Here is a 14,240-nt window from a genome sequence, read left to right as displayed (position 1 = left end):
ACGAAACCAGAGTGACGTGAGTGACTGTTCTGTCAACGACGCCGCGGCCTCGAGCCGAACCTGCCGAGCGAGGTCCCGCGACTTGTCGGCACCGAGTCCTACACTCGCGGTGCCTTGATAGACATGCACTTCAGAGGGAGGTGCCGGGATGCGATTCCTGCACACCGCCGACTGGCAATTGGGCATGACCCGGCACTTCCTCGCGGGTGACGCCCAGCCCCGCTATTCCGCGGCCCGCCGCGACGCAGTCGCCGGACTCAAAGCGCTGGCCGCCGACGTCGGCGCCGAGTTCGTGGTGGTGGCCGGCGACGTCTTCGAACACAACCAACTCGCTCCCCAGGTGATCGGCCAATCGCTGGAGGCCATGCGCGCCATCGGAATTCCCGTGTACCTCCTGCCCGGCAACCACGACCCGCTGGATGCATCGTCGGTCTACACCAGCGCGCTGTTCCAGGCCGAACGCCCAGACAACGTGATCGTGCTCGACCGGCCCGGCGTGCATGAGGTGCGGCCGGGTCTGCAGATTGTCGCCGCGCCGTGGCGGTCGAAAGCGCCCACCACCGACCTGGTCGCCGAGGTGCTGGCCCCCCTGTCGGCAGCGGATGTCACCCGGGTGCTCGTCGCCCACGGCGGCGTCGACGTCTTGGACCCCGACCGTGACAAGCCCTCCCTGATCCACCTCGGCGAACTCGACCGGGCTTTGGCTGCCGGCCTGATCCACTATGTGGCCCTTGGGGATAAGCATTCGCGCACCCAGGTCGGCGGGAGCGGCCGGGTGTGGTATTCCGGCTCCCCGGAAGTCACCAATTTCGACGATGTCGAAGCAGATCCGGGATACGTCTTGGTGGTCGACATCGACGAGAGCGTCCCCGAAAGACCCGTAGCCGTCGACGCCAGGCATATCGGGCGTTGGCTTTTCGTCACGTTGCACACGCAGGTGGACACCAGCCGCGACATCGCCGACCTGGACATGAACCTGGATCTGATGACCGACAAGGAACGCACCGTGGTGCGGCTGGCACTGACCGGGTCATTGACGGTCACCGACCGCGCCACGTTGGACGCCTGCCTGGACAAGTACGCGCGGTTGTTCGCGTGGCTGGGCTTATGGGAGCGTCACACCGATCTGGCGGTGGTACCGGCCGACGGCGAATTTTCCGACCTCGGCATCGGGGGGTTCGCCGCCGCCGCGGTCGATGAGCTGATCGCAACGGCACGCGCGGGCGAGGGCGATGAGGCTGTGGATGCTCAGGCGGCGTTGGCGCTGCTGTTGCGGCTGACTGACCGGGGCGTCGCATGAAGCTGCACCGGCTCGTCCTGTCGAACTATCGCGGTATCTCCCACCGGGAGATCGCGTTTCCCGATCACGGCGTGGTGGTGGTATGCGGCGCCAATGAGAGCGGCAAGTCGTCGATGATCGAGGCGCTGGACCTGTTGCTGGAATCCAAAGACCGCTCGACGAGGAAGGACGTCAAGCAGGTCAAGCCCACCAACGCGGACGTCGGCTCCGAAGTCACTGCCGAAATCAGCAGCGGCCCTTATCGTTTCGTCTACCGGAAACGCTTCCACAAGCGGCCCGAGACCGAGCTGACCATCGTGGCGCCGCGCCGCGAACAGTTGACCGGCGATGAAGCGCACGATCGGGTCCGAGCGATGCTGGCCGAGACCGTCGACACCGAGCTCTGGCATGCGCAGCGAGTGCTGCAGACGGCGTCGACGGTCGCGGTGGATCTGTCGGGGTGCGATGCATTGTCGCGCGCGCTCGATGTCGCGGCCGGAGACGAGGCGGCGCTGTCCGGCGCCGAGCCCTTGCTGATCGAGCGGATCGACGCCGAATATGCGCGCTATTTCACCGCGACCGGGCGGCCCACCGGGGAATGGGCCGCCGCCATCAACGAGCTCGCCCAAGCCGAGGCCGCGGTGGCGGAGTGTGCGGCCGCCGTGGCCGAGGTCGACGAGCGGGTTCGGCGCCATGCTGAGCTGACCCGGCGGGTGGCTGCGTTAGCGGAACAACGTGTCGCTGCCGGTCCTCGGCTCGTCGCGGCGCAGGCCGCGGCGGACAGGATCGCCGCGCTGACCAACGAAGCGCGGGAAGCACAACTCATCGCCGCCGCTGCGGCCGCTGCCAGTGCCGCATCGACGGCACGACATGCCGAGCGGCTGGCCTGTGTCGCCGACGTCGACGCCGGCGGCGCAACGTTCGCGGCCCTGCAGGCCGAAGCGCACCAGGCCGTCGATCGGCAGGCCGTGGCAGCGGGGGCGGTAGCTGCCTGCGACGCCGCGGTCGAGGAGGCCATGCACGCGCTGTCGGCCGCACAGCGCCGCGCCGAATCCGCTCGGCGAGCGCTCGACCAGATCGTCGACCGCGAGGAGGCTGACCGGCTAGGGACGCGGCTGGCCAGGATCGACGCGATCCAGCGCGAACGTGACCGGGTCCGTGCTGAGCTGTCCGACGTGACGGTGACCGAACAGGTGATGCGTCGTATCGACGAGGCCGCCGCGGCTGCCGATCGATCAGACGGACAGCTCGCATCGATCTCCGCCGCGGTGGAATTCACCGCCGCGGTCGACATCGAGCTTGTAGTCGGCGAGCAGCGGGTCTCGCTTCCGGCGGGTCAATGCTGGTCGATCACGGCCGCCGGACCCGCAGAGGTGGTGGTGCCAGGTGTCCTCACGGCGCGGATCAGCCAGGGCCCGGCCGCCCAGGAGATGCAGGCCAAACACATTGCGGCACAACAAGAGCTGACCCAAGCATTGACGGCCGGTGGAGTCGCCGCCGTGGCGGATGCGCGAGCTGCCGACCGGCGGCGCCGGGAACTGGAAAGCAGGTGCGATCAGCTGACCGCCACTCTGGCCGGCCTGTGCGGCGACGACCAGGAGGATCAACTCCGAGCCCGACTGGCGCAATTGCAGGCCAGCCAACCCGCCGAGCCGGATCTGTTCGCGACGGACGCCGCGGCCGCCCGAGTCGAATTGCAAGCGGCCGAGGCGGCCCGCACGGCCGCGGAGACCGAGTGCGAAACCCAGCGCCGGACTGCCGCAGCCGCTGCTCGCCAGCTGGCCGAGATATCCACGCAGGCAACGGTGCTACGGCATAGGGTGGAAACTCAACTCGCCGAACTCGACTCGGCCCGAGCCCGGTTGGCGCAGGCGCGCGCCTCGGTCAGCGATGCACAGCTGGCGGTCAAAGCCGACGCGGATCTGCGCTCGCGAGAAACCGCCGAGTGGCGGGTGGCCGAACTGGCCGAAGCCCTCGCGGCCATGGCGCCCGAGGCGGTAGCCGCCGAGCTGAAGGAAGCCACCGACAAAGCAGAGTCGCTACGTGAGCGCCATGACGATGCCGTAAACGCGTTGCGAGAGATCAGCATTGAACTCTCGGTGTACGGCAGCGAAGGCCGCAAGGGCAAGCTCGACGCCGCCGAGACGCAGCGTGAGCACGCCGCTGGCCGGCACGCCCGCGTCGGCCAGCGGGCCAGGGCCGCGCAGCTGCTGCGGTCGGTGATGGCGCGTCACCGCGACAGCACCCGCCTGCGTTATGTCGAGCCGTACCGAGCGGAGTTGCATCGGCTCGGCCGGCCGGTGTTCGGGCACACCTTCGAGGTTGAGGTCGACAGTGACCTGAAGATCTGCAGCCGCACCCTGGACGGCACCACGGTGCCCTACGAGTCGTTGTCCGGGGGTGCCAAAGAGCAGCTCGGTATCCTGGCCAGATTTGCCGGGGCGGCCCTGGTCGCCAAGGAGGACGCCGTTCCGGTGGTGGTCGACGACGCGTTAGGGTTCACCGATCCAGACCGGTTGGCCAAGATGGGGGAGGTATTCGACACTGTGGGCATCCATGGACAGGTGATCGTGTTGACGTGCAGTCCCGACCGCTACGACGGTGTCGCCAACGCGCACCGCATCGATCTCCGTGCCTAGCGATCGGCGGCTGTCCCGCGGTTCACCGGCGACGGAGATTCAGTGCGACTACGTGGTGGTGGGCACCGGCTCGGCCGGGGCGGTCGTGGCCAATCGGCTCAGCGCCGATCCGGCCACCTCGGTAGTGGCGCTGGAAGCCGGCCCTCGCGACAAGAACCGCTTCATCGGAATTCCGGCGGCGTTTTCCAAGTTGTTCCGCAGCGAGATCGACTGGGACTACCTGACCGAACCGCAGCCGGAGCTCGCCGGTCGTGAAATCTATTGGCCCCGAGGCAAAGTGCTCGGCGGGTCGTCATCGATGAACGCGATGATGTGGGTGCGCGGGTTCAAAGCGGACTACGACGAGTGGGCGCGGCGTGCCGGCCCGCAGTGGTCGTACACCGAGGTGCTCGGGTATTTCCGTCGGATCGAAAACGTCACCGCGGCCTGGCACTTCGTCAGCGGAGACGACAGCGGGGTGACCGGTCCATTGCACATCTCCCGTCAGCGCAGCCCCCGGCCGTCGACCGCGGCCTTCCTGGCCGCGACACGTGAGTGCGGCTTTGCGGGTGCGCAGCCCAATTCTCCTGATCCGGAAGGGTTTTGCGAGACCATTGTCACCCAGCGTCGAGGTGCGCGATACAGCACCGCCGACGCCTACCTCAAGCCCGCGCTGCGCCGCAAGAACCTGCGGCTGCTCACCGAGGCCACCGCGACCCGAATCGTCATCGACGGGAACCGGGCGGTCGGCGTGGAATACCAGCGTGGTGGCCAAGCCGGTGTTATCCACGCCCGCCGTGAGACCGTGCTGTGCGGCGGCGCCGTCAACAGCCCGCAACTGCTGATGCTCTCCGGCATCGGCGACCGCGACCAGCTCGCCGAGCACGGCATCCAAACCGTCTACCACGCGCCGGAGGTAGGCCAGAACCTGCTGGATCACCTGGTCACACCGATGGGTTTCGACGTCGCCGGCGACAGCCTGGCCGCGGCCGAGAAGCCACGCCAGGTGCTGGACTATCTGTTGCGGCGCCGCGGCATGCTCACGTCCAACGTCGGCGAGGCATACGGCTTCGTCCGCAGCCGACCAGATGTCGAGTTGCCCGATCTGGAGCTGATTTTTGCCCCGGCGCCCTTTTACGACGAGGGTCTGCTCGTCCAGCCGCCGGGTCACGGAGTGGTGCTCGGGCCGATCCTGGTCGCGCCGGAAAGCCGCGGCCAGCTGACGCTGCGCTCGGCCGACCCGCATGCCAAACCGGTCATCGACCCGCGCTACCTCTCGGATCGCCAAGGTATCGACCGGGCCGCGATGATGGCCGGCCTGCGGCTGTGTGCCCGGATCGCCGCAGCGCCGTCGCTCAAAGGTGTGCTGGGTCCCATCGCTCGGCCGCGCAATTGCACCGAGCTGAACGAGGCAACCCTCGAGGCGGCCCTGGAAACGTGCTCGCACACCCTCTACCATCCGCTGGGCACGTGCCGGATGGGCACCGACGACAACAGTGTGGTCGATCCGCAGCTGCGGGTCCGCGGCGTCGACCGGCTCCGCGTCGCCGACGCATCGGTGATGCCGAGCACCATCAGGGGACACACCCATGCGCCGTCGGTGCTGATCGGCGAAAAGGCCGCCGACCTCCTGCGCAGCTGAGGCCACACCGCTGAACTGCCGACCTCGAAGGTTGTCGGCAGAATGGTACGCATGGCGGGGCAAAACCGATGACGATGAATGCCAAACGGCGCCGGGTACACGACAAGTTGGCGAAACTGCCCGGGGTGCGGCCGGTACGCCGGCCGGTGTCACCCGGCAGTGACGACGAGTTCGACCTGTACTACGTGCGCACCGGTCGCAAATCGGCGCACCCGCTGGTCATCATCCCGGGTGGGCCGGGAGTGGCGTCGATGCGGTTGTACCAGGGGCTGCGCCGGCGTGCCGCCGCGGCCGGTCTGGACGTGATCATGATCGAGCACCGTGGCGTCGGCATGTCCCGCCACGACGACTCCGGCGCCGACCTGCCGCCCGAGGCGCTGACCATCGACCAGGTCGTCGACGACGTGGCCGCGGTGCTCGACGACGCGCACGTGGACTCGGCCGTGGTCTACGGCACGTCGTACGGCACCTATATCGCGGCCGGCTTGGGGGTGCGTCATCCCGGCCGAGTGGAGGCGATGATCCTTGACTCCCCGGTGCTGTCGCGCCACGACATAGCGCTGGCGCGCGACGCTATCCGCAGGCTGCTGCTCAAGGGCGACAGTCCGGAGACGGCCGCTCTGGCGCCCAAGGTTCGCCGGCTGGTCGACTCCGGCGTGATGACCCCCTCGGCGGCACAGGTCGCGGCGGCAATTTACGGTTACGGAGGCGCCAAGCTTCTCGGCCGACAACTGGACCTACTGCTCGACGGCCGGACGATGCTGTGGCGCGGGCTGTGCCGGGTCACCAGCGCGGTCAATCGGAAGGTGCCCTACCGCTACGAGAACGATCTGGTCAGCCGCATCGCATTCCGCGAACTCGACTACGCCGCCGAGCCCGACGGCCTGCCCCTCGACCCCGCCGTGGCGATGCGGGAAACCCTGAAAGCAACAGCCGCCTTCGAGTCCGAGCCGTATGACTTGGTGGCCGAGATGCCGAAATTCGGCTGGCCGACGGTAGTGGTTTCCGGCGGCCGTGACCTCATCACGCCGCCGACGGTAGCCGAACGCGTGGCGTCGCTGGTGCCCGACGCTGTGCTCGTGGAGTTACCGACCATGGCGCACAGCGCCCTGGACTTTCGGGAGCCCGCCGCCCTGGCCATCGCCGCAGCGGTATGCCGCGGTGAACACCACCGGCTCACCGGCCAGGCGCCGCTGCTCGACGATATGCCGGCACGGGCCCCGGTGCGGCTGCTGTGGAAGGCCATCGACATGGCCGCCGCCGCGGAGGCGGCCGTCCTACCGGTGCGGCGCCAGGTCAGTCCCGCATGAATCCGATCGCGGTGTAATCGAGGTCGGCCAGGCCGGTGGCGCCGAAGTTGGCCAGCGTGCTGCGCACCGCGATGGTTCCGGGCGATTGGGTCAGCGGCAGGCTGAAACCTTCCGCCCACACCAGTCTGTCGACCTCGTTGGCCAGCTCACGGGCCTTGACTGGGTCCAGTTCCTGCAGCGTGCGCTCGATAGCGGCGTCGATCTCGGGGCTGCCGATTTTGCCGAAATTGCTTTCCCCGTCCGAGGTGTAGATCTGGGTGAGCGACGACAGCGGAAACGCGTCGCCGACCCACCCGAACAACGCGATATCGAAGGCTCCTACGTTGATGTAGTTGCTGAAAAAGCCGCTGCCGGAACGGGATTGGAGCTCGAGTTTCACTCCGATCTGAGCCAGGCTGTGCTGCGCGACCTGCCCGAACTGCCGGGTGCTCTGCGCGTCGTAGAACAGCAGGCGCACCATCAGCTGGTGGCCGTTCTTCTCCCGGAACTTGCCGTTGAGCTTCCAGCCCAGCGCGTCGAGGTCCCGCTTGGCCTGCTCCGGGTCATAGGGAGTGCTGTTGTCTTGATAGCCCTCCTGTCCGGCGACAAAGATGTGGTTGCTCAGTGGGGTCGGATCACTGGTGAGTCCGTAAAGGGCCACTTTTGCGATGGTCCGACGGTCGATGCCCTTGCAGACCGCCAGTCGCAGCGCCGGGTCGGCCAGTATCGCTCCGGGCGCGCCGTTGAGGGTGAAGTGACTCCAGCTCGGCGCCGGCGCGCGCCGGATCGAGATGCCCTTGGTGCGCTCGGCGATGGTGAGCTGATCGAGGGAGCCGATCCCGGTCGCGTCGATCGTCGCGTTCTGCAGCGCCGGCAACCGTGCGGCGTCATCCAGCACCAGGTAGGTGATGCTGTCCAGCCGCGGCCGCTGGCCCCACCATTTGGGGTTGCGGGTCAAGACGATTCGCTGTGTACTCCGGTCCAGCGAGCTCACGATGAACGGGCCGGCCGACGGGCCGGGCGCGTTGAGCTGGCCTGTGTTGAATGCCTCGGGTGTGGCGGTCATGCTGCTGGGCAGCAGCATCCCGTTGCCGGCGAACATTCCGCGCCACTCCGCGTAATGCTTGGCGAAGGTCACCACGGCCTGGCGGTCGTCGACGCCCCGGGTCACCGAGGCGACGCGGTCGGCGCCGTTGAGTGACGCGATCGCGAAGTTCTTGTCGGCGCCGCTGGTCGCGTGGATTTGGCTGGCGATGTCGCGCCAGGTGATCGGCGTGCCGTCGGACCAGAACGCCTTGGGATTGATGGTGTAGGTGATGACCTGCGGCTCGGTCTGGGTGAGTTCGACGCTGGTGAAGTAGTTGGTGTCGACTGTGGTCGAGCCGTCGGGCCCGATGACGAACGCGCGCGGCAAGGTGGCCTTCAGCATCGCCGAGACTTCGGCCGAATTGCCGTCGATGTGCAAGATGTTGAAGTTGGGCGGGAAGTCGCTGAGCGCCAGCCGCAGGTTGCCGCCGTCGCGCAGGGCGGCGGGACTCTGCGGGTTGATATCGCTGGTCGTGCCGACGGCGCCGTTCGGTGCGCCCGATGGTGTCACGGGCGCGGCCGAGCAGCCGGCGACTATCAGGGCGGCGATCAGCAGCGCAAGGATGAGGCGGGTCCGGTTGGTCATGATTGCCTGGGATTCGGTTGCGGCACCGCTCCAAGCAGCCGCCGCGTGTACTCGTGTTGTGGATTGGCGAGAACCTCCCGGCTGTCGCCCTGCTCGACGATGGCGCCGGCATACATGACGACCACATCGTGGGCGAGGTGTTTGACCACCGAAAGGTCATGGGACACAAACAGATACGAGAGCCGGAATTGCTCTTGCAGGTCCAGCAGCAGGTTGACGATCCCGGCCTGGATCGACACGTCGAGGGCGGATACCGGTTCGTCGAGCGCCAGGATCTTGGGCTGCAACGCCAGCGCCCTGGCGATACCGATGCGCTGCTTCTGCCCGCCGGAGAACTCGGCGGGATAGCGGCTGGCATCGGAGCGGCGCAGCCCGACGATGTCGAGCAGCTCGGCCACCCGGGCGTGCGTGTCAGTCTTGCTGAAGCCGTTGGCCTGCAACGGTTCGGCCAGCAGATCAGAGACGGGAAGCCGCGGATCCAGCGAGGCCACCGGGTCTTGGAAGACGACCTGGATATCGCGGCGCAGCGAGCGCCGGCTCGACGGCGTCAGGGTGGCGACATCGGTACCCAGCACTTCGATCGATCCCGATTGCGGCACAACCAATTCCAGTATCTGATGCAGGGTGGTCGACTTGCCCGAGCCTGATTCACCGACGATCCCCAATGTGCGGCCCTGCTGCAGCTCGAAACTGACCCCGTCCACGGCGCGAACCTCACCGATCGACCGGCGAAACAGCAGGCCCTTGGTCAGCCGGTAGGTCTTGACCAGACCGCTCACCCGCACGACGACCGGTGTGTCACCGAGATCCGGCGCGGCACGCTCGGTGTTGACGCCGTAGATGTCGGCGGCGCTGCGACCGTTGACCTGGTCGGTGCGGATGCAGGCAGCCCGTTGGTCTACACCGACCTCGATCAATTCGGGCTCGGCGCTGCGGCATTCGTCGATCACCAGCGGGCAGCGGGGCGCGAACGGGCAACCGGGCTCCAGACCGGCCAGCGATGGGGGCGCACCGGGAATGGGTACCAGCCGGGTGCCCTGCGCGGCGTCCAGTCTGGGCACCGATCCCAACAGCCCCACGGTGTAAGGCATCTGGCGATCGCGGTACAGGTCATCGACCCCGGCGGCCTCGACGACCCGGCCGGCGTACATCACCAGCGCCCGGTCGGCGAACTCGGCGACCACCCCGAGGTCGTGGGTGATGATCAATACCCCGGCGCCGGTGACGTCGCGAGCCGTCCTGAGCACGTCGAGGATCTGCGCCTGCACCGTGACGTCGAGTGCGGTGGTCGGCTCGTCGCAGATCAGCAGATCCGGATCGTTGGCAATCGCGATCGCGATCACCACACGTTGCCGCTCGCCGCCGGAAAGTTCGTGCGGGAACGCGCGGGCTCGCCGCTCGGCTTGCGAGATGCCCACCAGCTCAAGCAGTTCCACGGCGCGTCGGCGGGCTTCCTGCTTGCCGACCCGGGGCTGATGGACCCGGATCGCTTCGGCGATCTGGTCGCCGACGGTGTAGACGGGAGTCAGGGCGGACATCGGATCCTGGAACACCGTGCCGATCACCTTGCCGCGAAACCGTGACATCCCGTCGTCGCCAAGCCCCAGCAGTTCGGTGCCCTGCAGCCGCACCGAGCCGCCTACCTCGGCGTACTCGGGTAGCAGGCCCACCACGGCCATGGCCGCCGCGGACTTACCCGACCCCGATTCGCCGACCATGGCCACCACTTCGCCCGGGTCGACGCGGTAGCTGATGCCGCGCACCGCGGTCAGCGGATCGCCGTCGGTCGGGAAGGTGACAGCCAAGTCGGTCACCTCGAGCAGCGGGGTCATCTCTCACCACGGCGCAGTGTTCTGCTGCCGGGATCCAGGGCGTCGCGCAGGCCATCACCGGTCAGGTTGGCGCACACCAGGATCAGCACCAGCACCCCGGCCGGAAACAAAAACACCCACGGGTACGTCGTCGCGGACTGGGTACCGTCGGCGATCAGCGTTCCCAGCGACACATCGGGTGGCTGGATGCCGAAACCGAGGAAGCTCAAACCGGTTTCGGCCAAGATGGCGGATGCGACATTGAGGGCCGCGTCGATGATCAGGATCGACGCCACATTCGGGATCACGTGACCGGTGATGATCCTGCGGCTGGAAACCCCCATAAACCGTGCCGCACGGATGAATTCGCGCTCCCGCAAGCTCATCGTCATGCCGCGCACCATGCGGGAGCTGACCATCCAGCCGAAACCGGCCAACAGCAACACCAGAAACATGATGTTCGCCGAATTCTTGGTTCGCGGAGTGACGATGGCGATCAGGATGAAGCTGGGCACCACCAGCAGCAGGTCGACCACCCACATGAGTGCCCGGTCCCGCCAGCCGCCGAAGTACCCCGAGATCGCGCCGACGGTGGCGGCGATGCCGGTCGAGATCACGGCGACACACACACCGATCAGCATCGACTTCTGCATGCCCCGCAATATCTGCGCCAACAGGTCCTGGCCCAGCGCATTGGTGCCCAGCCAGTGCCGCGTATCGGGCGGTTGCAGGAGGGCGTCGAAATCAAGGTCCTCGTAGGAATAGGGCAGCAGCGTGGGCAGCGTGTAGCAGCCGACGAACAGCAGCACCAGCACCACGAGGGAGATCACCGCGGACCGGTTGCGCAGGAACCGTCGCAGCACCAGGGTGCGCCGCGACGTGAAATCCGCGACCTCTGGCTGGGCTACGGCGGTCATGCCACTCGCACTCTCGGGTCCAGCGCCGCGTAGATGACATCGGAGAGCAGGCCGGCCAGCAGGACCACGGCGCCGGAAAACACCGTGATCGCCGCGACGATGTTGGTGTCCTGGGTTGAAATACCGCGGACCATCCATTCGCCCATGCCGTGCCAGCCGAAGATTTTCTCGACGAAAACCGCTCCGGTGACCAGTCCGGCCACCCCGTAGGCGAACAGGGTGGCCATCGGTATCAGCGCGGTCCGCAGCCCGTGTTTGATCAGCGCGCGCCGCCTCGTCAGCCCCTTGGCGCGGGCGGTGCGAATGAAATCCTGGCCGAGGACGTCGAGCATCGCGTTGCGTTGATAGCGGCTGTAGCCGGCGGCAGCTCCGAGCGCCAGCGTGAGCGACGGCAGGACCAGATGCTTCAGCCGGTCAGCGAAGGCTTCCCACGTCCCGGCCGCCACGCCGGGTGCGGTCTCGCCGGTGTAGTCGAACAGTTGCAGACCCAGCGCCCAGTTGACCCGCAGGGCGCCCAGGATCAGCAGGTTGGCTACGACGAACGTCGGTGTGCTCAGCACCAGCAACGCCAGCATGGTGATGACGCGGTCACTGAGCCGGTATTGACGGATGGCGCCCCACGCGCCGATCGCCACCCCGACTATCGTGCCGACCACCGACCCGATGATCAGCAGCCGCAGGCTGGTTCCGATGCGCCGCCCCAGCTCGGCGCCGACGGGCTGGCCGGTGATGGTGACCCCGAAGTCGCCGCGAGCGGCATGGGAAACCCAGTTGGCGTAGCGGATCGGGATGGGCCGGTTCAATCCCAGTTGGGCGGCTTTGGCGTCGATCACCGCTTGCGGCGGCCGCGGGCTGCGCTGCAGCAGGCTCTCCAGCGGCGAGAACGCAAGTGAAGTCAGGCAGTACGTCAAGAAGGACGCCAACGCCAGCAACACGAGGTAGTTGAGCAACCGGCGCGCCAGAAAGCGTGTCATGCCCCGCCACCGTGCCGCATTGGGACAGGGTAGCGAGACTCGGTGACAGATGGCGCACCTGTTCGAGCCGACCTGCGCATTTCATGACTTCTGAACATTCGCCGAAGGCCGCTCGGACAGGCTTTTCGCGGACTCGGGCCGGCCTAGGCCTGTTTGACGACGCATGGAGGACGCGGATGTCGTTCGTGACCGCAGTACCCGACTTCGTCAGCGCCGCAGCGACGGAGCTAGCGAATATCGGTTCGACGATCAGCTATGCCAATGCGCTCGCCGCCTTTCCGACTACGGCAATCCCCGCCGCGGGCGCCGACGAGGTCTCGGCTGCCATCGCGGCGTTGTTCGGGGCGCACGCTCAGCAGTACCAGGCGATCAGCGGGCAGGTGGCGGTGTTTCATGACCAGTTCGTGCGCAACCTGCAAGCCAATGTGACCGCGTATGCGAGCACCGATGCGGCCAGTGCCCTTGCCGCAGCAGAGCAACACGTCCTCGACGTGGTCAACGGTCCCGCCAGGCTGCTGACCGGGCGCCCGCTGATCGGCGACGGCGCCGACGGAATAGCCCCCGGCCAGGACGGTGGCGACGGCGGATGGTTGATCGGCAACGGCGGCGACGGCGCCGACGGCACGGCACCGGGTCAGGCCGGCGGTCGAGGCGGCGACGCCGGTTTCATCGGCAGCGGCGGAAAGGGCGGCAGGGGCGCCGATTTCCGCGTGATCGACGGATTGCAGGGCGGGTTCGGTGGCCGGGGAGGTAACGCCTGGGGATTCGGTAACGGCGGCGCCGGCGGGGCGGGCGGAATGCTGGCTGATGGTGGTCGTGGGGGTGATGCTGGGTTCTTTGCCGGCAACGGCGGACCGGGTGGGGCGGGCGGGGGTTCGCCGCTGCCGGAGAATTTGGGCATCGGTCCTGGCATCCCCGGCGGGCGTGGCGGTGACGGCGGCGATGCCTTCCTTTACGGATTCGGTGGGGCCGGCGGGCCAGGCGGCGCCGGCAGTCCCGGCATCGCCGACTTCAACAGCAATTTTCTATTCGGTGGTGGGCCCGGCGGCTCTGGCGGTAACGGCGGCACCGGCGGGTTCATCGGTGGTGGCGGCCCCGGCGGCGCCGGCGGGCCCGGCGGTGCGGGTACCACGAGCAACGGTGGCGGTGGTGCCGGCGGTAGGGGTGGCGACGGCGGGATCGGCGGTTCGACCCGCCTGATCGGTCCCGGTGCATCCGGCGGTGCAGGCGGCCCCGGTGGTCAAGGCGGGTCCAGTCTTAACGCGGCCTTGGCCAACGGCAGCGGCGGCGACGGCGGCGACGGCGGTGCGGGCGGCTCGGGCGGGATCTCCTTCCCCTATGGCCCGCCAGACAACTTCGTGCAGCAGCTGCTGCAGCACCGTGGCGGTTACGGGGGAGACGGTGGCCCCGGCGGTAGCGCGGGACAAGGCGCGGGGATACCGGGCACTGGCGGCACCGGCGGCAAGGGCGGCAGCGGTGGCAATCTCTACGGCGTGCCCGGCCTGCCGGGTATCGATGCCGTCACCCATTTTGTGGCAACGTTCGCTACAGGGCAGTTGCAACTGGCGACTATAGTACAACCCGGTGAAGTCGGCGGAGTCGGCGAACTCGGTAACGGCCCTGGTGGGATCCTCGGCAATGGTGGCGGCGGTGGAGTCTACGCGGGCGGGGAGGGCGGGACCGGCGGTGCCCCGGCAGGTTAGCTACTGACGGGTACCGAAAGCCACATGTCAGGCACCGGCACATGACCGCCTGGCGCATGCGCCGCTCTCGATGTGCCAGAAGTCCCCCACGACATGAGCTGCGCAGGGTGTGGCTATGCCGCCGGCCCGGTTTGGCCCATGCACTCCTATGCACTCCCATGCATGAAGGACGTTGATCTCGTTCGTCTCTGCGGTGCCCGAGTTCGTCGATGCCGCGGCAGCGGAGTCGGCGCCTATTGGCTCGGCGATCAGCTAGGCGAATGCGGCCGGCTGCCTTCCCGAGGACGTCGATCGCGGCCGCGGGGATTGATGAGGCCCCTTAACCACGCTTCCAT

9 protein-coding genes are annotated in these 14,240 nt (G+C 67.7%); 5 read left to right on the top strand and 4 right to left on the bottom strand.

Going from position 1 to position 14,240, the window contains the following annotated elements; all coding sequences use genetic code 11:
* Positions 1 to 148: 148 nt before the first annotated feature.
* From EET10_RS20395 to EET10_RS20380, 4 genes are all read left to right on the top strand, one after another.
* Positions 149 to 1,300: a metallophosphoesterase family protein gene (locus tag EET10_RS20395; protein WP_036400406.1), complete on the top strand. Its 1,152-nt coding sequence runs from the start codon at positions 149 to 151 to the stop codon at positions 1,298 to 1,300.
* On the top strand, positions 1,297 to 3,918 hold the full coding sequence (locus tag EET10_RS20390) for an AAA family ATPase (RefSeq protein ID WP_036400405.1): 2,622 nt from the start codon (positions 1,297 to 1,299) through the stop codon (positions 3,916 to 3,918). Before EET10_RS20395 ends, EET10_RS20390 begins: the two co-directional genes overlap by 4 nt.
* A gap of 10 nt (positions 3,919 to 3,928) precedes the next feature.
* Positions 3,929 to 5,539: a GMC family oxidoreductase gene (locus EET10_RS20385; protein WP_036400745.1), complete on the top strand. Its 1,611-nt coding sequence runs from the start codon at positions 3,929 to 3,931 to the stop codon at positions 5,537 to 5,539.
* Between the two features lie 68 nt (positions 5,540 to 5,607).
* The gene (locus tag EET10_RS20380) at positions 5,608 to 6,849 is read left to right on the top strand and encodes an alpha/beta fold hydrolase (RefSeq protein WP_063466297.1); all 1,242 of its coding nucleotides are present in this window, start codon (positions 5,608 to 5,610) and stop codon (positions 6,847 to 6,849) included.
* On the opposite strand, the gene EET10_RS20375 is transcribed toward EET10_RS20380, so the two are convergent.
* From EET10_RS20375 to EET10_RS20360, 4 genes are read right to left on the bottom strand one after another with little or no spacing between them, the layout of a single operon-like run.
* Positions 6,836 to 8,500, bottom strand: coding sequence for an ABC transporter family substrate-binding protein (locus EET10_RS20375; RefSeq protein WP_122502436.1), 1,665 nt, complete (start codon positions 8,498 to 8,500; stop codon positions 6,836 to 6,838). The two genes, EET10_RS20380 and EET10_RS20375, sit on opposite strands and share 14 nt — an antisense overlap.
* Positions 8,497 to 10,332, bottom strand: coding sequence for a dipeptide ABC transporter ATP-binding protein (locus EET10_RS20370; protein WP_036400401.1), 1,836 nt, complete (start codon positions 10,330 to 10,332; stop codon positions 8,497 to 8,499). The genes EET10_RS20375 and EET10_RS20370 overlap by 4 nt, the downstream gene beginning before the upstream one ends.
* Complete coding sequence (locus EET10_RS20365) at positions 10,329 to 11,228, bottom strand: ABC transporter permease (protein ID WP_036400398.1); 900 nt, start codon at positions 11,226 to 11,228, stop codon at positions 10,329 to 10,331. The genes EET10_RS20370 and EET10_RS20365 overlap by 4 nt, the downstream gene beginning before the upstream one ends.
* Positions 11,225 to 12,202 carry an ABC transporter permease gene (locus tag EET10_RS20360; RefSeq protein ID WP_036400397.1) on the bottom strand — a complete coding sequence of 326 codons (978 nt, stop codon included), beginning with the start codon at positions 12,200 to 12,202 and terminating at the stop codon, positions 11,225 to 11,227. Before EET10_RS20360 ends, EET10_RS20365 begins: the two co-directional genes overlap by 4 nt.
* Before the next feature lie 176 nt (positions 12,203 to 12,378).
* Here EET10_RS20360 and EET10_RS31750 point away from each other — a divergent pair, with 176 nt between their 5' ends.
* On the top strand, positions 12,379 to 13,905 hold the full coding sequence (locus EET10_RS31750; protein WP_036400395.1) for a PE family protein: 1,527 nt from the start codon (positions 12,379 to 12,381) through the stop codon (positions 13,903 to 13,905).
* Positions 13,906 to 14,240: the final 335 nt, after the last annotated feature.

Source organism: Mycobacterium pseudokansasii (genome assembly GCF_900566075.1).
Taxonomy (GTDB): domain Bacteria; phylum Actinomycetota; class Actinomycetes; order Mycobacteriales; family Mycobacteriaceae; genus Mycobacterium; species Mycobacterium pseudokansasii.
Note: the sequence above shows the minus strand (reverse complement) of the source record. Positions and strands in the feature narration are given on the sequence as shown.